This window comes from Lentibacillus persicus, assembly GCF_900112705.1.
Taxonomy (GTDB): domain Bacteria; phylum Bacillota; class Bacilli; order Bacillales; family Amphibacillaceae; genus Lentibacillus; species Lentibacillus persicus.
The window spans coordinates 101714-122342 of sequence record NZ_FOMR01000007.1 but is presented as its reverse complement, the minus strand read 5'-3'; the positions used below and the strand labels follow the sequence as shown (position 1 = coordinate 122342).

The 20629-nt window shown below is 41.9% G+C and carries 19 protein-coding genes and 2 pseudogenes; 18 read left to right on the top strand and 3 right to left on the bottom strand.

Features of this window, described 5'->3' with window-relative positions; all coding sequences use genetic code 11:
* Window positions 1–86 precede the first annotated feature (86 nt).
* From BMZ22_RS10650 to BMZ22_RS10600, 10 genes and pseudogenes are all read left to right on the top strand, one after another.
* Window positions 87–938: a hypothetical protein gene (locus BMZ22_RS10650; RefSeq protein WP_090085327.1), complete on the top strand. Its 852-nt coding sequence runs from the start codon at window positions 87–89 to the stop codon at window positions 936–938.
* Window positions 939–1467: 529 nt separating this feature from the next.
* Window positions 1468–1671, top strand: a complete 204-nt coding sequence (locus BMZ22_RS10645) for a hypothetical protein (protein WP_090085325.1) — start codon at window positions 1468–1470, stop codon at window positions 1669–1671.
* A 65-nt stretch (window positions 1672–1736) separates the two neighbouring features.
* A complete protein-coding gene (locus BMZ22_RS10640) occupies window positions 1737–3284 on the top strand; it encodes a hypothetical protein (RefSeq protein WP_090085322.1) in 1548 nt (515 codons plus the stop codon).
* A pseudogene (locus BMZ22_RS10630) lies at window positions 3262–3937 on the top strand (ATP-binding cassette domain-containing protein). Before BMZ22_RS10640 ends, BMZ22_RS10630 begins: the two are co-directional and overlap by 23 nt.
* Window positions 3924–4442: a stage II sporulation protein M gene (locus BMZ22_RS10625; protein ID WP_090085316.1), complete on the top strand. Its 519-nt coding sequence runs from the start codon at window positions 3924–3926 to the stop codon at window positions 4440–4442. Before BMZ22_RS10630 ends, BMZ22_RS10625 begins: the two are co-directional and overlap by 14 nt.
* A 10-nt stretch (window positions 4443–4452) precedes the next feature.
* Window positions 4453–4986, top strand: coding sequence for a hypothetical protein (locus BMZ22_RS10620; RefSeq protein ID WP_143069977.1), 534 nt, complete (start codon window positions 4453–4455; stop codon window positions 4984–4986).
* Window positions 4987–5196: 210 nt separating this feature from the next.
* Window positions 5197–6291, top strand: a complete 1095-nt coding sequence (locus BMZ22_RS10615; protein ID WP_090085311.1) for an efflux RND transporter periplasmic adaptor subunit — start codon at window positions 5197–5199, stop codon at window positions 6289–6291.
* Window positions 6288–6986 carry an ABC transporter ATP-binding protein gene (locus BMZ22_RS10610; protein WP_090085308.1) on the top strand — a complete coding sequence of 233 codons (699 nt, stop codon included), beginning with the start codon at window positions 6288–6290 and terminating at the stop codon, window positions 6984–6986. Before BMZ22_RS10615 ends, BMZ22_RS10610 begins: the two co-directional genes overlap by 4 nt.
* Window positions 6983–8173 (top strand): ABC transporter permease, encoded by a 1191-nt coding sequence (locus BMZ22_RS10605; RefSeq protein WP_090085306.1) that lies wholly within the window; start codon window positions 6983–6985, stop codon window positions 8171–8173. Before BMZ22_RS10610 ends, BMZ22_RS10605 begins: the two co-directional genes overlap by 4 nt.
* A gap of 127 nt (window positions 8174–8300) precedes the next feature.
* Window positions 8301–9011 (top strand): hypothetical protein, encoded by a 711-nt coding sequence (locus BMZ22_RS10600; RefSeq protein WP_090085304.1) that lies wholly within the window; start codon window positions 8301–8303, stop codon window positions 9009–9011.
* Between the two features lie 125 nt (window positions 9012–9136).
* Here BMZ22_RS10600 and BMZ22_RS10595 read toward each other — a convergent pair whose 3' ends face one another.
* On the bottom strand, window positions 9137–10552 hold the full coding sequence (locus BMZ22_RS10595) for a dipeptidase (RefSeq protein WP_090085301.1): 1416 nt from the start codon (window positions 10550–10552) through the stop codon (window positions 9137–9139).
* 174 nt (window positions 10553–10726) lie between these two features.
* Between BMZ22_RS10595 and BMZ22_RS10590 the strand changes: the two genes are divergently transcribed.
* Complete coding sequence (locus BMZ22_RS10590) at window positions 10727–11056, top strand: glycine betaine ABC transporter substrate-binding protein (RefSeq protein WP_245745349.1); 330 nt, start codon at window positions 10727–10729, stop codon at window positions 11054–11056.
* Window positions 11057–11158: 102 nt separating this feature from the next.
* On the opposite strand, the gene BMZ22_RS10585 is transcribed toward BMZ22_RS10590, so the two are convergent.
* Window positions 11159–11584 (bottom strand): group I truncated hemoglobin, encoded by a 426-nt coding sequence (locus tag BMZ22_RS10585; RefSeq protein WP_090085299.1) that lies wholly within the window; start codon window positions 11582–11584, stop codon window positions 11159–11161.
* A 246-nt stretch (window positions 11585–11830) separates the two neighbouring features.
* On the opposite strand from BMZ22_RS10585, the gene BMZ22_RS10580 reads away from it, so the two are divergent.
* Both BMZ22_RS10580 and BMZ22_RS10575 read left to right on the top strand, forming a co-directional pair.
* A complete protein-coding gene (locus tag BMZ22_RS10580) occupies window positions 11831–12355 on the top strand; it encodes a sigma-70 family RNA polymerase sigma factor (RefSeq protein WP_090085297.1) in 525 nt (174 codons plus the stop codon).
* Window positions 12348–13232: an LCP family glycopolymer transferase gene (locus BMZ22_RS10575; protein WP_177183419.1), complete on the top strand. Its 885-nt coding sequence runs from the start codon at window positions 12348–12350 to the stop codon at window positions 13230–13232. The genes BMZ22_RS10580 and BMZ22_RS10575 overlap by 8 nt, the downstream gene beginning before the upstream one ends.
* A gap of 122 nt (window positions 13233–13354) precedes the next feature.
* Here BMZ22_RS10575 and BMZ22_RS10570 read toward each other — a convergent pair whose 3' ends face one another.
* Window positions 13355–14134 (bottom strand): SDR family NAD(P)-dependent oxidoreductase, encoded by a 780-nt coding sequence (locus BMZ22_RS10570; protein WP_090085293.1) that lies wholly within the window; start codon window positions 14132–14134, stop codon window positions 13355–13357.
* A 168-nt stretch (window positions 14135–14302) separates the two neighbouring features.
* On the opposite strand from BMZ22_RS10570, the gene BMZ22_RS10565 reads away from it, so the two are divergent.
* From BMZ22_RS10565 to BMZ22_RS10545, 5 genes and pseudogenes are all read left to right on the top strand, one after another.
* Window positions 14303–14566, top strand: coding sequence for an AbrB/MazE/SpoVT family DNA-binding domain-containing protein (locus BMZ22_RS10565; protein ID WP_090085290.1), 264 nt, complete (start codon window positions 14303–14305; stop codon window positions 14564–14566).
* Between the two features lie 88 nt (window positions 14567–14654).
* On the top strand, window positions 14655–14867 hold the full coding sequence (locus BMZ22_RS10560; RefSeq protein ID WP_090085288.1) for a hypothetical protein: 213 nt from the start codon (window positions 14655–14657) through the stop codon (window positions 14865–14867).
* Window positions 14868–14972: 105 nt separating this feature from the next.
* Window positions 14973–16457 carry a type I restriction-modification system subunit M gene (locus tag BMZ22_RS10555; protein WP_090085285.1) on the top strand — a complete coding sequence of 495 codons (1485 nt, stop codon included), beginning with the start codon at window positions 14973–14975 and terminating at the stop codon, window positions 16455–16457.
* Window positions 16447–17679, top strand: coding sequence for a restriction endonuclease subunit S (locus BMZ22_RS10550; RefSeq protein ID WP_090085283.1), 1233 nt, complete (start codon window positions 16447–16449; stop codon window positions 17677–17679). The genes BMZ22_RS10555 and BMZ22_RS10550 overlap by 11 nt, the downstream gene beginning before the upstream one ends.
* Window positions 17676–20624 (top strand): annotated as a pseudogene (locus tag BMZ22_RS10545) (type I restriction endonuclease subunit R). Before BMZ22_RS10550 ends, BMZ22_RS10545 begins: the two are co-directional and overlap by 4 nt.
* The last annotated feature ends 5 nt before the right edge of the window (window positions 20625–20629 follow it).

Below are 20629 nucleotides of genomic sequence, written 5' to 3'. Positions count from 1 at the left end.
TCTGAAATTGAAAATTTTATATCACAAGTGTGTTACCATACAGACAATTAATCTAGGAGTATAAGTTAAAAGGGGGGGGCAATTACATGAAGAAGAAATTTGTCGCAGGAGTTTCGGTTGTCGTTTTAGCGGCTTCGATGTTCGGATTCGCCCATGTATTTGCAGGGGGAAACGGACAAGATAGCGGTGGGGAAACGCAAAAAGAAATGAAAAACGCCCCGAAGATTGAAACGGTCGAAAAAGTAATGGAAAAGGAAATAGAAAAATCAACGAAACCCGCTTTACTTGAGCTTGTTGACGGGATAGAAGAAGAAACAACAACGAAAATGGTATATGGAGACACTTACGAAAGAGAAGTCGAAGTGACGTTCAACGACGAAGGTGAAAAAATCGCAAAAGTGGAAGGAGCGCCGTCAGTAAACATAGACGAATATAAGAAGAAATATAAAGAATCCATCAAAAACGTTAAAGAAAAACTTTCCAAATTCTTTGCGGAACAATCCGAAAGTTTTTCGGAGCTAGCGGATTATTCAAAATGGAAACAAACAAGTTATGACGAAGGTTTCAACTATTATTTGAAGGTGCAGGAGTTTTATGAATCATGGAATGACGCAAGTATTAATATAACGGGTGAAAGCGAATCGTTGCAAAATGATTTTAGGAATATTGGTCATATGAAAGCAATTATCAATCATAATCAGTTTTCCAGGACGTCGCACTTAGGGAGACAAGGACAAGCAAAAGAAGACGTTGAACGTTCAGACCAATGGAAAGAAACACCTGAAGAAATGCGTCAAGCATACGAATATATGAAGCAAATTGTTCACGACCTTGACGTTGCTTTTAATCATGACGGTGAAGGTGAAACGTATGGCGTAACATATACATTGAATGGCGACAAGGCTTCTAAAGTCGAATCCCTTTTCAACGGTAAATAATAACGGATGAGATCATAAACAGGGGTTCAAATTTGAAACACATTTTATCAGCAATTATGATGTCCGTCTTTCTCTAATGAGAGCAGAGCTCCCCATTGCTGATTTATAAAGAGCATGTTTTGATAAAAACTTTTCAAAACATGCTCTTTCTGCTGTTTGTAAAAGTTGATGTTTAAATCATAGGTCTGGTGTCTTTTTTTGTTGGAAGTAAATAGGAGCTTTCCATATCAAACGCGCTTGGCATATTGTGACAAAGATCATCGCTTGCTTAGAAAAATATGGAAACACTTTGGGCTATAAACATGCTTTTAAACTGAAAATGGTGAAAAACAAAACTTTTTGCCTGTTTTATTTTATGTAATTTGTAGTATTCTGAAATTAACATAATTTTACTCATATTCATTTAATTGGTAGTTGTTAGACACCAATTGTGTATGTTTCACTCCAGAGTATCATTTGCTGAATTTGTGCAGCCGAGAAATTATATATAAATACAGCAAGACAATCTAAAAACGCGGGAGGTGAGCGAATGAATCAAATTATGAGTCTGACAGGTCTGTCTTTCACAGCTGCAGGAACTGTGCTGGCATATCTCAATGTGGCCACTTTCCTTGGCTTGCTGCTGTCTTTGACAGGTATAGGAGCAGCTGCTGGCGCTACAATTATGGCTTATAGAGCTACGATTTTGGCTACAAAAGCTGCAGCTGGCAGGGCTGCGGCTATTTCGCTGTGAATGAGTGAGATACGGAAAAAGTTTCTTTTTCCGTATCTCCTTCTTTTATCAGGAAAGGAGTCACCATGTTCAAAGCTTGGAAGTATGTTCGATATGACCAGCTCATGGAATACCGAAGAATGAAAGATATGATTGAAATTTCCATGAAAACGCTGTTTAATTTGATCCTTGAACCGGATAAAAAATGGTTTGTCCGATCCTTTCTGGTCTTGTCCACTATGGTGCGAGTGTTCTTTGTGCTGATCGGGATTGTTTTGTATATGACGCTATCTTTTCTATACGGCGAAGCAGGTATTATTTTTTTATTGGGATTCTTTTGTTTGGCTCACCACGTTTATTTAATGATAACGAAAATGACGGAGGGGCACTTGCACCATCTTAAAACCGAATTCAGTTATCTTTTAAGAATCGGTAATTATAAAGGAACCAGTCTAATTAGGAAACGATTATCCTATGAGATTATTAAAAAATATCTGCTGTTTTCAACGCTTCCTTTTTTGTCGGCTTTCCTGTTTATCTTGCTCATCGACCCTGGAACGTATGGCATGTTAGGGGTAGCTGTTTTGTTTGCGATCTTGAATTATCTTCTTTCGTATCTAATGCTGTACGGCCGTTTGTCAAAATCAGATTTCCCCCATATGAAAGGGCTAATTATTTTTACCGCAAGCATTGTGATAGTCCTATTGGTGACGGCAGTGGGAGCTTTTGATTCTGCAAATGTCAATATGACACTTGAGGGAATCTCCGCCCATTATGGTTCTGGTTTATTTCTGCTTTCATCCAGTTTACTAGTCCTGCTGGTAGTGGGGATACTTGGTTATATGCTACGTTATGCCGTAACGGCTAATAGCGTTCGGGATATGGTTATGATTCGTGAGCAAAAGGATAAATGGCTGGTCCGGGCCGATAAACCGTACCAGAAGTTGCTGGCAAGGACATTTCGATTTCATCATCGGCTGACAAAATTGAAAATCATGTCGCTTATCCTAATTACCGGTGTGATGGTTGCTTACCCTTTTTTACATGAACAGCCTGCAGTATCAGCTGCAATCAATTTGCTGCTATTTTGTTATTTGCCATGGCTTTATGTATTTTCGTACTCTTATTATTTATATGAGGACTTATTGAGCAAAAATAATATTTATACAACCTATTATTTGCAGAAACGTTATCGTCTTAAGCCGTACATAACCAAATTAACGTATAACTGGACTGTCTATCGAACGGCATTTTATCTGCTTTTGCCAGGGCTTCTGTTTGTACTCATATATCAGCCGATGAATCTGGCTGTGGCACTTGGCTGCTATTTGATCGTTTACTTTGCTAGTGTCCGGATTATTGTATTGCGCATCTATCAAACAGAGCGATTTTCGATAGAAGAACTGATGGCGCTTGATCCGAAAGTGATTATTTCCAAATTGCCCGATAATATTTTCCTGTTTGGACTGCCGATCGTGCTTGTCGGCCCGACGCTAACCGTACAAATTATACAGGATAATCTTTTGTATACGCATGTTTATTTTCTGGTCTACACTTTCTATATGTTGCTGTATGTGACAGCGGCTCTTTATACTGCAAAGAGTAAGGAGCATGTATATGTTAACAGTCGATAATCTGACAAAACGTTATGCCACTCAAACCATATTTGACGGTATATCGTTCGAGGTACCGGATGCCTCCTTTGTGTCGCTCACCGGCAAAAATGGAATTGGAAAAACAACTCTGTTAAATATATTGGGGGGGTCTGACCCCCTTTCAAGGTGATATACGGCTGGATGAATGGCGTTTGAAAGAAGATTTTGAAGCCTATATCAAGCATACATCACTAATTCCTAATCACCCGTTTCTCTATGATTACTTAACCGTTCGTGAGTCGATTGATCTGGTTGCAGATATAGCGGAACGAGCTGATATTAAAGAGAATGCAATGAACCTGATGAAAAATTTGGAGCTGGAAAGATATGAAGCGGAATTGGTGAAAAACCTGTCATTGGGGACGAAACAGAAAGTATCTTTTATCACATCGGTGATGAATGAACCGAAGCTAGTGTTGATCGATGAACCTTTCGTAAATTTTGATAAACATTCATTAAGTGTGATATTAGCGTTTATTCGTGACTACATAAACGATACCAAGGCCACTGTTATCTTTTCAACGCACTTGCAATATAATCAAATCAAAGAACTGGTATCGCACAATATTCATATTATCGGCAGTAAGCAAATTGAATCTGTGGAGGCAGTTAAAGCGAATGATTACCTATAAACATACGTTATGGCTTACGTCCATTCTGGCTGCCATTATCTTTATTACAGGTTACTTCATACCGCTGGAACCGTCCGGAGCCGAAAACTCATCCGATATGTATGCAGACCGGATGAGTTTTGGCGAATTACTGTCAAATAATTTAAAAGTAAGCCTTTCCGTTATCATCTTTGGCGGGCTGACGCTTGGTTTTTATTACTTAATGTATTTATTGCAAAATTTCTTATCCATGGCGATGATTATCTCTCATTTGAACAGCGAGCATTCCGTATGGAATACGCTCAGTACGTTTGTAATTCATGGGATATTTGAAATTCCCGCTATGCTGATGTCAGCATCACTGGGGCTTTATATACCAGTCAAAATTGTATATTTGCTGATAAAAAAGAAGCCAATCATCGCCGAACTGAAAAAAATACCAGCGCTGATCGGCATTATTATCCTGCTGATTGTGGCCGCTGCTGTACTGGAGGCGTTTGTGTCACCAATATTTATGAAAGTTTGAGGTGCTGCCTGTGATAGTAACAAGAGTGAAAGGCCGTTACATTTTCATCAGTCTGGTCGTACTGATGATTCTATCAACCTATATCAATTTAACGTGGGCTGGCAATACACTTCCGGAGTACAGTGAATTTATTGTCACACACAAAACGTCATTGTTTATTATTCTCGTTGTTTTCCAACTGTTCACATTGCTTGTAGTACTGCTGTTGGAAATGCTGATTTTATTTTTTATAGTCAGGATAGCATTGAAGAAGGAGACGTACATCCGAAACTTTTTAAAACCGGTCTTGATCGGGACTCTGGTCGCCAATGTGCTCAATGTTACAGTTGCCTTTTTTTATCTATCATCTGTTCAGGACGTGAACTCCATTTATCAGCTGGTTCTAAGTTCGCCGGTTAATTATGCTCTAAAACCGCTCATTATTTGTTATTTATTATTTAAGCAGGATTTGATATCCAAAAATATCCTTGATTGGATTATTGTAGGCGGTATTTACGTTATTGTTCTATATATACCAAACTTTATTTTAATCACATTTTTATAATTTCCGAAATCCGGAAGTTTAAAAAATATAAACAAAAAAGGAGAGATGAAGATGTCATCAAAAACATCCCTTTATGCCAGTATTATCATTCTAGTTATTTGCTTAATTTTGTTCGGGTACGTGGTCATTAATTATTTCTTAATGTAGACAGATGATCTACTCATGCCGGAATAACTATTACAGTCGTATAAAAGGTTGTGTCAAACGAACATGAAACGAAAAGTCGTGATAGCTGCAGTTGTCCTGGTGGTTCTGATAGCTGCAGGATTCAATTTGGCCATCAGCAATGCAAAAGAAAATCATCCGGTGGAGGTCACGACATTACAGGAGCAAACCATTTCGGATACAGTGATGACTTCAGGCACACTGACCTTCGCCGAGCAGCAATCTGTCTTTTATTCACCCGAACAGGGCGTGATCGATGAAATCATGGTTGAGGAAGGGGATGAAGTAGAAATAGGCACTGTCCTCTTCCGTTATGAAAACGAAGAGCTGGAATTTGAAAAGAAACAGAATGACTTGCAAATTCAATCGTTGCAACTGCAGCACAATGATCTATACGAGCAACACCGTAAATTGGATGAAGAGCTGGAAGAAGATGACGATAATGAACAGCTTCAACGGGAACATGATGACATTTCTTTGCAAGAAAAACAAGCGAGCTTGGAAAAGGAGCAGGCTCGCCTGCAGCAGGAGGCTCTTGAAGAGGATATCGCAGATTTAAACGTCACGAGCCAAATAGAGGGAACGGTACTGACAGTCCATGATCCTGCCCATTTAAATTCGGATCAGTCTCAGCAGAAACCGCTCCTGGAGATTGGTACGTTAGATGATTTGCGCGTCGAAACGACCATCTCCCAATATGAAACAATGAAAGTCCAGAAAGGTCAAACGGTCATCTTTACATCCGATGCTCTTCCTGATCAATCGTGGGAAGGGACAATCAGTGCGATTTCCTCATTGCCGAATCAGACGAACCAGCAGGATTCAGATGTCGTCCAATACCCAGTGGAAATTGCTGTAGAAGATGATATGAAAGGGTTAAAAGCAGGGTTCCAGATTGTTGCCGAGATTCAAACAAACGAATATGAAGCGAAAACACTGCCGCCACAAGCGGTCATACGCGAAGAGGACGCCTATTACACCTACGTAGTGGAGGGTGGACAAGCGATGCGACGTGAAGTCCAGGTCGGTACTATGACTGAAAATGCGATGGAAATAACAGACGGCCTCAGGACCGATGATCCGGTTATTAAACAGCCTGATGCTCAACTGAATGATGGAATGGACGTGTCGGTGGAATGATACAACTGCAATCTATCAGTAAAAGCTATCCAGTCGGACGTAATGTTACTGAAGTGTTGAAAGACATTGATCTGATAATTCAACAGAGCGAATTTGCGGCCATAATGGGACCGTCGGGATCAGGCAAAACAACTTTAATGAATATTATAGGCTGTCTTGATCATGCCACAAGCGGCAGTTATTACTTAAACGAAAAACTGGTTACTGGTTATAGCGAGAAGGAAGTCGCACATATACGGAATCGGGACATCGGCTTTGTGTTTCAGCAATTCCACCTTTTGCCTCGCCTCAGTGCATTGCAAAATGTAGAGCTTCCGATGATTTATGCGGGTATCCGAAAGAAAGAGCGCCGGCAAAAAGCCAGGGATGCGTTGCATCAAGTGGGGTTATCGGACTATGCGGTATACGCCCCTAATGAATTGTCAGGCGGTCAGAAACAGCGTGTCGCCATTGCCAGAGCTATTGTGAACCAACCGGATCTGATACTGGCTGATGAACCCACGGGCGCTCTTGATACGACGACAGGCAAGCAGGTCATGGCCCATTTTAAGCAGCTTAACAAAGAAGGAACGACGATTATTGTGGTAACGCATGAGCCGGGAATAGCCGGATATGCTGATCGGGTCATTACAATCCAGGACGGTTTGCTTCTGGACGGAAATGATATCGGACGATCGAGGGAGACGTTAACGTGAGTGTGCTGGAAAATGTAAAATTGGCGCTTTCTTCTCTTCGCTCGCATAAAATGCGTTCCGTGTTAACGATGCTCGGTATCATTATTGGCGTTGGTTCTGTAATGGCCATTGTAGCCATCGGACAAGCTGGTGAGGAAACGCTGAAATCCCAAATCGCAGGGACCGAACACACGGTTGAACTCTTAAACATGCCGGATGAAGGCGATCTGCAACATAATGCCACTCCTGTGACAGACCCTTTCACCGAGGAAGATATCCGCACAATCGAACAGATTCCAGAAGTAACGGAAGTAGTTGCCACTAGCTCCGAGTTCAGCAATGTGCGCTTCCATGAGGAGGTGCTCGGTGCTTCGGTGAAAGGCATTAATCAGGCCCATATCCAGGTGCATGGAATGGAAGCGGCGGAAGGACGGCTGTTGCAAGCGGCTGATTTTCTGGGTGCCGGCAACCATGCCATGATCAGTGCAGTCGTTCGTGATGATTTATTTGCTGACACAAGCCCGATTGGGGAAATTATGTATATCAATTCCAGTCCAGTGAAAGTTGTTGGGGTACTGACGGAACAGGAAGGTTTAATGGACTTAGGTGAAACTGAAGTGTTTCTGTCACGGAATACATGGCGCAATGTGTTTAGCAAGCGCAACATTAATCAGGTTACCTTGAAGGCAGATAGCGCTGATGATTTACAGGTCGCCGGGACAAAAGCAGCCAGTTTACTGAATCAAACCCACGGAACGGAAAACGAATATCAGGTCGTCAATATGGACGAAATTATGACCGGTATTGGTCAGGTAACACGCGTAATGACGATTGTAATTGGAAGCGTTGCCGGTGTGTCCCTGTTAGTGGGCGGCATCGGTGTTATGAATATTATGCTCGTATCGGTAACGGAACGTACAAGAGAAATCGGCATTCGAATGTCACTTGGTGCAACACGGGGACAGATTTTAACGCAATTTTTAATTGAATCGGTTACACTGACGGTGATTGGAGGGTTGATTGGCATATCGCTCGGGCAAGCATCCGCTATACTCGTTTCGCAGCTGGCTGGCTGGACGGTTCAAGTATCCCTGCCGGTGATGTTTGGCGGGTTGATCTTTTCGATGTTTATTGGTATTCTCTTTGGTATTATACCGGCTAACAAGGCATCGCAATTGGACCCAATTGCATCATTGCGGTATGAATGACTTAATGGGTTTGGATGCTCAAGAAAAACTTGGCTATATCGAATTACAATTAATCAGTGTAAGGTGATAAATTCAAAATGCGAGATATGACAATAATAATTTCGCGTCCATGTGGAAGGGGGAGCCCATGAGGGTTATTGGCTGGATAGGGGTATTGCACGTTGTTTTTATCGTAGCTTGGATGGTAATAAATGTTATTTTTGGTATTTTAAATCCTGTAACATTAGGTGAAGGCGATTCAAATGCAGAAATAGGCGTTTCGTATTATATTAATTTCCCAGGTTTTTTAGGATTGGATCATGGCAGTAAAGCGCTGGTAATGTTAACATCTGTTTTATTACCCATTGGCTTATTTATGTATTTAAAGAAAAAGAAAGATTTTATGTTACTTAATTTAATAGCATTAATTGCAGGGTGTATAGGTTTTGCGTTTTATGGAGCATCACTTATGCTTCAAGCAACCGCTGCTGAATATGCTTTTAATTTATACGGTTCAAGTGATGATGTTTTCGCACGCTCATTTTCTGTTTTTTTATACGAATGGTCGATGCTTGAAGGCGGTCTTTCTGTCAGTATTTATATAATAGCGAATCTATTTTTAGCTGCATGGGTGATCATTCATTCTCGTGGTTTACATATTTTGGATTCTTCTCGGAAGCTTAGTATGTTTGGTTATATAGTTGGATTTTTACAAATTATTGGGTATTTAATCTCTTGGTTCTTTTTAATGCAAGCAAATCAGAATATGCACGATTTTAATGAAGGCGTGGGTTTGCTGTTTATGGTATGGATTTTAATTATTAGTATTAAAATGATACGAGGTAAAATAACAATTTAATTTATCATACACCCATGCAACATTGTGTTTTAAACCATAGTAATCTCTAATTAAGTCGTTAAATAAAAACGCTCAGCATATGTCTGAGCGCTTTTATTATATTGTTATCACTCTGCTGTTTTATGTTAATCCTCAATGTAAAAGATTCTGGTTTCGCGCGTGACTTTGCCTGCCCTGTTTTTAGCTTCAAATGTCACGACATGGAATCGCTCCTGCAGTTCTTCAGACAGTTGCAGAGACACTGTCGATGTTTCGCTGTCGTACTCGGGTTCGTAGTCGATGCCGTCCACGATTACGTTAAAGCTGTCTGCGTCAACTGGTGCGCCTCTTTTTGTTGCAATTTCAGCCTCCAGTAGCGGTGTTCTGCTGCTGACAGCTTCTCCCATTTCAAGATCCGGCTTAACAACAGGACTTACACCACGTTTCGATGCATCATGTTCTGCCGCACTTTCGACTTCATTAAGAACACGCAGTGCGTTTCCGCCAAGCAGCTTTTCAATTTCTCGGCTTGAATAGCCTCGCTCGACCAATTCCTCGGTAACTTTAGGCATTTCTGCTGCATTTTGCAAGTCTTCAGGCATCGAAGCCCCATCAAAATCAGAGCCGAGCCCGACATGGTCAATCCCAATCAAATTAACAGCGTGATCGATATGATCGACGATATCGTCAACAGAGCCTGTTTCATCATTTGTCAAGAAGGCCGGATAGAACACAATGTTGATGAGCCCGCCATTCTCTTCAAGCGCCAGAAGCTGTTCATCCGTAAGATTGCGTGGATGTGCTTTCACAGCATCTACTCCAGAATGGGATGCGATAACAGGTGCATCAGTCACGTCGAGCACATCAAAGAACGTATTGCGTGACATATGCGATACGTCGATTGCCATACCAATAGTATTCATTTCGCGTGCGACGTCAGCACCCAGTTCTGTGAGGCCGCCTTCCGATGGTGTTCTTTCGGGATCACCATAAACTCTGTCAGTACCTTCACCGAGAGCATTTGAATAGTTCCAATTGAAACCGAGAACCTTTATGCCAAGGTCGTTATATTGATGCAGCAGCTCGATGGCATTGTGTTCCTGCAATGAGTAGGCACCTTCAATGGTCGGGATAGCTGCTATTTTATTATTCCTGACTGTCTGCTGGATTTCTTTGGTGGTGGATGAGATGTTGAAGTCTTCGGGGTTTTGTTCTTCTGTCCAATATAATGCGTTAATCAAAGCTAACGTTCGGCTGATCGTACGGGGGTTGTTGTCATAATAACCTGATGTATAGGCTGCAAAAAACGGTGCATCAATTCCGCCCGTCTGAGCTTTGGGTATGTCTAGGTGGAATGATGTTTCCTCCCCGATATCGTTTACCGGCAGCCATGTTTCGTCATCGATCACGTTCATCATCGTGTCGCTGTGGCCATCGACAACAGTCGAGTTAAAGTGAATCGACTCAGCATCCTGCACTTTCACAGGCTGTGCAAGGACAGAAGTAGCATTGAATGTTAGAAACAAAGCGGCCACAATCAGATACGCTAACTTGTTTTGCATAAATTTTCCTCCCTTCGTTATGTTATTTATTATTCTACTATTTTATTCCATATACACAATAGAGCGAACGAAGTGATTATTATGCGAAAATTGCTGAAACGAAAGAACGATTAAGGCCACTATATAATTCGAAAGTTGTGTAATTTTGAAAAAATTGTCCGTAATAGAGGAACGATGTGCGAAAGAAGGGGGAGGGCGAAATCCTGGGCTGACGTCATTGCAAGCTCGAATGTAGTCAAATATGTATTGGAAAACGAGTTGGACTACAAAGTTGAATTGATGCAAGTGGAACCGGGTCTAATGTTCGCAAGTATTGCAGATGGCAGTGCGGACGCCATGGTCGGTGCGTGGCTGCCATCAACACATGCTGACTACTATGAAAAGTATGAAGGCGACTTTGAAGACCTAGGCGTTAACTTGACCGGGACAAGAAATGGTCTCGTTGTTCCTGAATATATGGACGTTGAGTCAATTGAGGATTTAAAAGCCGATAGTGAGTCTTAATACGTACGAAAAAAGCACGTAAAAATGCGCTTAAGAATTAGATCTTAATGAAATACAGGCATACCGCTGACTTGGCGGAGTGCCTGTTTTATTATTTGTTCATTATTTGATTGTTCCGCTGATGACCTCTTCTTTGTGAGCCGTGAAGGCACCGAGAACTTCATTCTTTTCTTTCTCAGGCACATTGAAATGATCGAGCGTGTTAGCCAACACTTTCCCCGCTGCATCAAATTCTTCCTCAGACAGCTTCATGTGGTAATGCGTTGGCTCCAAGTCCAGGCTGTCATCATTGGGGATTGTGCTGACGTATTCATAAGGCCCCCCAGCTTTTTCGGCAACCCATAAAGTTGTCAAAACGATAAAACCTGGTTCTCTCCATTTTCGATTGGCATACCAGTCTTTGAGAAAGGGATTGGAAGAACTTTCTCCTGCCACCGGATCTTTCGCCAATTCTTTAGCGAAATGGTGAACGACAGCTGAAATATTATAGATTCCCCCAAGGCGTTCGTACAAAGATTTTTCAGACATAACAATCTCCTCCTTCTCTAAATTACATACTTTAATTCTAATACCCTAAATATTCTGAATCAAACATTGGGATTGGGGCGATTAAGTGGTACAATTCAAAATTACCACCTCGTCAATAAAAACCAGAGCTTATTTCAAGGTTGGGTTTTCTTGTATATAATGTTTTTTCACAATTATTGAAACGATTTTGAATCAGCTGCCGTCTAAAGGCAAACTAATTAAATCAAGCTGAAATGAGGAGGCGTCATGGAAGAGGGAAAGAAGGAAGAGATTTTAGAGAGGGTTATGATCGACTACGGGAGTGAACTCGTCAGACTGGCATTTAGTTACGTCAAAGACCAGGAAACTGCAAAGGATATGGTTCAGAACACCTTTATCAAATGCTATGAAAACCTGGATAACTTTCGTTCGGAGTCATCAGTAAAAACCTGGCTATACAGAATTACAATTAATCAGTGTAAGGATTATTTAAGAAGTTGGCACTTTCGAAAAGTGCAGGCCAAAAGTTTTCTGGAAAGCGCGATTGGAACTATTTTACCTTCAGCAGAAGATAAACTGATTAAAAATGCCGAATCCGAAGAAATGAAGCGTCTAATCTTCTCTTTGTCCCAAAATTATAGGGAAGTTATCTTTTTGTATTACTATGAGTCTTTATCCATTAATGAGATATCCGAAGTAACAAAACTCAACAACAATACAGTTAAAACAAGATTAAGAAGAGCAAAGCAAAAGCTGAAAGTTTTAATTGAGGAGGGTAATGCTTATGGATGATAAATTTAAGAAGGAGGTTTTTTCGTATTTGGAAAATGGGGATTTGACCTTCACGGAAGAAGACAGGATTGAAACGTTAAATAAAATTCAGAACAGGAAAAATCAAAAACAAGACAGCAATAAAACGTTACTTAACATAGGTAAACATTATGCCGTTCCTGTATTAGGTTCTGTAACGGCAGTAATCTTAGCAATTGTTCTGCTGCTGCCGAATCTGAACGGTGGCAATGTAATGGTTCAGGAAAACGAACGGCAGGCATCTCAACAAGAGGTTTCATCTTTTTCGGTGTTATTAATGGGGAAAAATTCTGCTGGTGAAACGAATCGCAGAAGCCATATTAACATCGTACTGACTTACAACAGCGATGACAACAGTATGAATGTCGTGTCCATCCCCCATGAAGCGCGTGTCGACATTTATAATTCTGAAGGCGAAATAATCGATAAAGATAAGTTAATGCATGCCTCTGCTTATGAGCCGGATCCTGCAGCCGCTGTCACAACAGTTTCGAACCTTTTGGATATTCCAATCGACTATTATGCCAGCTTTTCTGAAGAGCAGCTATATCAGAAGTTAGGAATTGGCAGGGAGGAAGTGCAGGGGAATCGGAAATTAATGAGTGAAATGGGTGATTTAATTAAAGAGCAATTATCTGCATCAGATATAAAAGAACTTCTGGAAGAAAGCAGTCAAACCAATATGACAAGAGATTCATTAAATCAATTGGCGGACATGAACGTGGAAAATGCACATGTGACCGATATGGCAAAAGGGGCAGAGGAAACAATCATTAACGACGTCTATTATATAGAAATTAATCAACATTTATTAGAAAAGACCTCTAATATGTTAAAAAATCACTTGAACAATCATTAAAGGTTTCCTGTACAGTCATTTATACTAAGATGTAACGAAAAGAATGAGCCCATTTTGATGAATATTTATCAAAATGGGCTCAACATATGCTCAGCACCAATCTGTGCGAGTATAAGAAAAATTTAACTTGTCGCGCCCATTCCGCCATCGACGCGATATTCCGCACCTGTAATAAACTCGCTTTCATCTGAAGCTAAAAACAGAACTAAATTTGCAATGTTATTTGAATCTGCATAGCGTCCCAGAGGAATGCTTTTCTTAATTTCTTCTTCTACTTTGTCTACTTCGTTCCCTTGGCTTTCGCCTTGACCTTTATGGACGGTTTGCATCATTTCGCCTGAAACCGGTGCGGGATGTACCGAGTTAACCCGGACGTTGTTTTCTGCGACTTCTAATGAAGCTGTTTTAGTCAAACCGACAACCGCATGTTTCGATGTGGCATACGGTGTCATATTCGGGCTTCCTCTTAATCCATCTACCGAGGAAGTGTTAATAATGCTTCCGCTTTGTTGGTTTTTCATGACCGGGAGAACATATTTCATGCCAAGAAAGATTCCGGTTGCATTAATGGACAGCACCTTATTGAAATTATCCAATGACTGTTCATCAAGCGGTCCGACTTCGCCGATGATGCCTGCATTATTGAAGAAAATGTCCACTGAACCAAATTTATCGACTGTCTGATCCACATAGTTTTTTACATCATTTTCTTTCGTTACATTTGCTTCAACGGTCATAACATTGTCGCTTGATAATTCATTTTTAGCTTGTTCCAATCTTTCCTTATCCATATCAACTAATGATACTTTGGCACCTTCATTCAAAAAGAGTTGTGCTGTTGTCTTGCCCAAGTTTCCAGCAGCACCTGTAATGATTGCGACTTTACCATCCAATCGTCCCATATTTATCGCTCCTTATCTGTCTATTTTCGGTATATAGATGTTTTCCCATGGCTTTGTTTGATAAAACATTAACTGCTTCTGTTAACGCTTTTGGATGATTTAGCTATTGCCGGATTGATTGTGATATAATAAGTGTAAAGAAGTAAGAATGTAAAGGGGTGTTAGATTATGGAAGTATCAAGAATGAGTTCCAAAGGCCAAGTAACAGTACCAAAATCGATTAGAGAAAAACTGAAACTGGATGAAGGAGACCGTGTAGCTTTTATTGAGGATAATGGAAAGATTGTCATCACGAAGGCCAGTATTTTAGCTTTTCGTGAATTACAAAAAGAAATTGGTCAAGAGGCCGAAAAAGCAGGCATTACAGAAGATGACTTACAAATTGAACTGGAAAAAGTAAGAGAGGACATGTGGGATGAACGAGGAAAATGAAACGCTGAGAGTATTTGTTGACAGAATTAGAAAAGTTGAACGACCTACCTTTTAACATGGTATAATAAATTAAGGATGGTGATTAGTTATGATTGACAGGAAAGAATTACATCGGTTAGTGGATAAATTACCAGAGGAAAAATTGCCTCGCATGAATGACTTTTTTCGTCATTTATTTGATGAAGAGGAATTGGAATTGAACGATGAAACAAAAAAGGAATTGGACGAAGCCCGTGAACGCGTCAAAGACGGGAAATATGTTACACTGAATGAACTATTAGAGGAAACCCGGGATGTATGAACTAAGGGTTGATAAGCAAGCGACCGATAATATACAAACATATAGTCCCCACCCCAGTTTTCTGATATCATAGACCTATATGACTCGTCTTGGAGGATGTGCAACATGGGGAAATTGACATTACATGAACTCGAATCCCACTTATGGGAATCGGCGAATATATTACGTGGGAGTATTGACTCCTCTGATTATAAGAATTACATATTTGGTTTATTGTTTCTGAAACGGTTGAATGATGTGTTTGTGGAGCATGCGAGGGCGGTTGAGCACGAAGAGGGCGATGATTTTGCCTGGCATGACCGTGATGAGCATCAGTTTTTCGTCCCTGAACGTGCGCGGTGGGCGAATATTCAGAGCCAGACGCAGGATATCGGCAACAGCATCAATAAGGCGTTTGAAGCGCTTGAGGAAGAAAACACCTCCCTTGAAGGTGTTTTGGCCAATATTGACTTCAATGAAAAGGACAAGATTCCGGACAAATTGCTGTTGCAGCTTGTTCAGCATTTTTCTTCGATTGACCTTTCCAATGCGAATCTTTCCGAACCGGATATGCTGGGGCGCGCCTATGAATACCTGATTAAACAATTTGCGGATGATGCGGGTAAAAAGGGCGGCGAATTCTACACACCAAGCAAAGTCGTTGAATTGATTGTGAAATTGATTAAGCCTGAAGAAGGCATGCGTGTCTGCGATCCGACAGCGGGGTCCGGCGGTATGCTGATTCAGTCCGTCGATCATGTAAAAAGTGAAGGCGGCGATGCACGGAATTTGTCGCTGCATGGACAAGAGCGGAACTTGAATACGTGGTCTATTCTGAAGATGAATCTGCTGCTGCACGGACTGAGTGATCACCGCATTGAACGCGGTGATACGATTCGTGATCCAAAATTGCTTGAAGAAAACGGGGAATTATTGCTTTATGACCGCGTCATTGCCAATCCGCCGTTTTCATTGAAAAACTGGGGACGTGAGGAAGCGGAAAGTGATGAGTACGGTCGTTTCCGGTTTGGCATTCCGCCGAAAAACGCCGGCGACTACGGTTTTGTCCAGCACATGATTGCAACGCTTAATCATGAAGGCAAAGCCGGTGTCGTTATGCCGCATGGTGTGCTTTTCCGCGGCGGTGCGGAAGGGAAAATCCGACAGGGCATATTGGAAGACGATTTATTAGAAGCGGTGATTGGTCTGCCGACTAATCTTTTTTATGGAACGGGAATCCCGGCGAGCATTCTGATTTTTAATCGTAATAAAACGACTGAGAATAAAAACAAGGTGTTTATCCTCGATGGATCCAAGGATTACGAAGAGGGCCGAAATCAAAATCTGCTGCGTGATGAAGATATTGAGAAAATCGTCTCAGCTTATGATGCGTGGGAAGACAAGGAGAAATATTGCCGGGTTGTTGACCTCGAAGAAATTAAAGAGAATGACTATAACCTAAACATCGCCCGTTATATTGATACGACTGAGGAAGAAGAACAGATTGATGTTAATGAGGCACTGACCGAACTCCGAAAACTGGAAAACAAACGTGACGAGATTGAAGACAAGATGTACGGGTATTTGAAGGAGTTGGGGTATGGTGAGTGAATGGAACAGAGTAAAATTAGAGGAAATTGCTGAAATAACAGGCGGAGGAACACCAACAAGATCAAATGAAGACTATTGGAATGGTGATATTCCTTGGCTGACTCCAACAGATGTAACTCGAAATAATAAAAATCATTTAAGCGAAACAGAAAATTATATTACTGCGGTTGGATTAAGAAATAGTTCAGCAAAATTAATACCGGAAAATAATGTTTTAATGACTAGCAGAGCAACAATAGGAAAAAGCATCATCAATAAAATTCCTATGACTACTAATCAAGGATTTGCTAATTTTATATGCAATCGAGAGAAAGTTCGTTCAGAGTACTTATTATATTTGTTAAATTCAAAAGCTAAAAAGTTTGAACAACTGGGGTCTGGGAGCACATTTAAAGAAATAAGTAAGGGTGAGTTGAAATCATTTGTTGTAGACTTACCGCCAATAATAGAACAACAAAAAATAGCAGCCATTCTTTCTTCTGTCGATGAGGCGATTGAGAAAACCGAGCAAATCATCGAGCAAACAGAAAAAGTGAGAAAGGGATTAATGCAGCAGCTTTTGACAAAAGGGGTTGGGCATAAGAATTTTAAGAAAACTTTAATTGGTAACATACCAGATAGTTGGGAACTCAAAAGGTTTAAAGATATTTGCAGAATTGTTAATGGCCAAGTTGATCCTAAGCAAATGCCATACTCCCACATGCCTCATATTGGTAATGCTAATATTGAGAAGTTTACTGGAGAGGTGTTGTCATATAAAACTGCTAAACAAGAAGGGCAAACAAGCGGTAAATATTTGTTTGATCACAAACATGTCCTATATGGTAAGATAAATCCACATTTTGGAAAAGTTGCTTACCCAGGATTTAACGGTATTTGTAGTGCCGACGTATACCCTATTGAACCATCCGAGGGTATTTTGCCAATGTATTTAAAAGAGGTTTTGTTGAGTCACCGCTTCATATCTTACACCACGTCGGTATCTGGTCGAACTGGAATACCAAAAGTAAATAGAAAAGATTTAGATCCATTCTTAATCCCAGTCCCTCCACTAGACGAACAGAAGAAAATAATAGATATTATAGGCAATGTGGAAGAAAGGTTGAAAAATGAAAATTTAAAACAAGATAAATTAAAAGAAATCAAACAAGGCCTTATGCAACAACTCCTAACCGGTAAAGTCCGTGTGCCAATCGATAATGAAGAGGTGGTGGAGACATGAGTATGACGCAAGACTGGAATGAAAAAGGATTAGTCGAGGATCGTGTGATTGATCATTTGAAACGTCTTGGGTATACGCATGTCAACGGAGCCACGCTTGATGCAGAGCGAAGTATGCAGTCGGATGTGGTGCTGCGCGGGCGGTTCACGGATGCACTGAAGCGGCTGAATCCGTGGCTGTCGGAGAATAACCTCAATAAAGTCGCGCGTTCGGTGACGCATATGGATGCAACGAATGTGATGGAAGCGAATCAGGCTTTTCATGGACTGCTCATTAACATGATGTCGGTACAACAGGATTTGGGAAAAGGCCGGAAAAACCAGACGGTGAAGCTGATTGATTTTGATGATATCGACAACAACGAATTTCTGGTCGTGGATCAGTTTTCCATTACGAACGCAATTGGGACGATTCGGCCGGATGTGATGGTGTTTGTCAATGGGCTTCCGCTCGTTGTAATCGAATGCAAGAGTCCGACACTTGCGCCGGATGAACAGATGTCAGAAGGGGTGAAACAGCTGCTGCGCTATCAGCGTGAGAACGAGCAGCTGTTTTACTATAATCAGTTTTTGATTGCCTCGAGCAATGACCGGGCAAGAACCGGAACGATTGGTGCGCGGCTACAGCACTTTAGTGAATGGAAAGACCCGTATCCAACGAAAGTGACCGATATTGGTGCCAATCCGTCTGCACAGGATATTTTGCTGACAGGCGTTCTGGAAAAAGAGCGCTTATTCGATATTATCCAAAATTTTATCGTGTACGAACCGGCAGACGGTAAAATCATCAAGAAAATGACGCGCTACCAGCAATACCGGGCGGTGAATAAGGCGGTTGACCGTATTTTGCATGCTGATGACCCGAAACATCGCGGCGGGGTTGTCTGGGCGACACAAGGTTCCGGCAAAAGTCTGGCGATGGTCTTTTTGGCGACGAAACTGCGGCGGATTGAACGGCTTGAGAACCCGGCGATAGTCATTGTGACCGACCGGCAGGATCTGGACCGGCAGATTACCAATACATTCCGCGTGTGCGGCTTTCCCAACCCGCAGCAGGCCGAATCGGTCGATGAATTGAAGTCAATGCTGCAGCAGGGCCCCGGAACGACCGTCATGACGCTTGTTCAGAAGTTCCAGGAAGCGGACGATGAAGAACGCTATCCCGAATTGACGACCTCTGAAAATGTCATCGTTATGGTCGATGAAAGCCACCGCACCCAATACAGCACGCTTGCGATGAACATGCGGCTGGCGATGCCGAATGCTACCTATATCGGATTCACCGGCACTCCGATTGATAAAGATGATAAGAGCACATTCCGGACGTTTGGGCCGTATATTGATAAGTATCCAATTGAACAGGCAGTGGAAGATGGTGCGACGGTTCCGATTTTTTACGAAGCGCGCATGGTCGACTTGCATGTGCAGGGTGAATCGATTGATGCGTTGTTTGACCGCTATTTCCGTGATTACTCTGAAGAGGACCGGGAGCGGATTAAACAGAAGTACGCGACCGATGAAGCGATCACGGCATCACCGAAACGGATTCGTTCGATTGTTTTGGATATGATTGAACACTATGAACACTATATCCGGCCGAATGGCTTCAAGGCACAGGTTGTCGCGGTTTCCAGAGAAGCGGCTGTCCTGTACAAGCAGATGCTGGATGAGATGAGTGATTTTGAGTCTAAGGTGATTATTTCCGGCGGCCATAATGACGAAAAAGACATGAAAGCCCATCACTTATCAAAGCAGGAGGAAAAGCAGGTCATTAAGCGGTTTAAGCAGCCAATGAAAGAAGACGCACTCAGTTTTCTGATTGTTTGTGACAAGCTTTTAACCGGATTTGACGCGCCGATTGAACAAGTGATGTATCTCGATAAGCCGTTGAAGGAGCATAACCTGCTGCAGGCCATCGCCCGGACGAACCGGACGTATGATAAAAAATCATACGGCTTGATCGTTGACTATTACGGGGTTTCCCGTTTTCTTGAGGAAGCGCTCGATATTTTTCATGAAGATGATATTAAAGGTGCCATGCATGAGATTGATGAAGAAATGCCACGGCTTGAATCCCGTCACCGGCAGGCAATGCGCTTCTTTGATTACGTTAACAAGGAAAATTCAGAAGCCTGTTTGAAAAAACTTGAGCCGGAAGATATTCGAAATGAATTCGATACAGCGTTCAAGAAGTTTTCCGAGAGCATGGATATGGTGCTGCCGAATCCAAAAGCCGAACCTTACATTGATGATCTGAAATGGCTGGGTAAGATTCGCAAACTCGCAAAATCACGCTATCACGTTGAAGCCGGCATGGACATTTCCGATTGCGGGGAAAAGGTGAAACAGCTGATTGAAGAGCATATCTAGGCGACAACACCGCACGTGCTTGTGGAGCCGATTGATATTTTATCAACCCGGTTTGATGATAAGCTGGACGAAATCGAGACACCGGAAGCGAAAGCCGCGGAAATGGAGCATGCGATCAAGCATGAAATCCGGGTGAAGCTCGATGAAAATCCGGTGCTGTACACGTCCTTGAAGGAACGGCTTGAAGAACTGATCGCCAGGCGCAAGGAGCGTCAGCTGACGATTGAAGAACTGCTTGAGGAATACCGCGATGTGATGGAAAAAATGCGCACGAATGCCGAAGAAGGCGCCGCGCATGGCTTTGAACCCGAGCAATATCCGTTTTATCAGATGCTTGCGAGCGAATTGGAAGGCTTTGAAGATGACAACGTGAAGGAACTGACCCATATTATTACCGAAATCATCGAGGAAAACCGTGTGATTGATTGGACGTTTAAAGACGACGTCAAACGCGAAATGCGCAAACGCATCAAGCGCCAGCTCCGTGCGAGCAACTGCCCCTCAAAACAGGTTGAAAGTCTCGCACGTCAGCTGATGGAACTTGCAGAAGTGCATTATAAGCAAATTGCATATTGAGCATG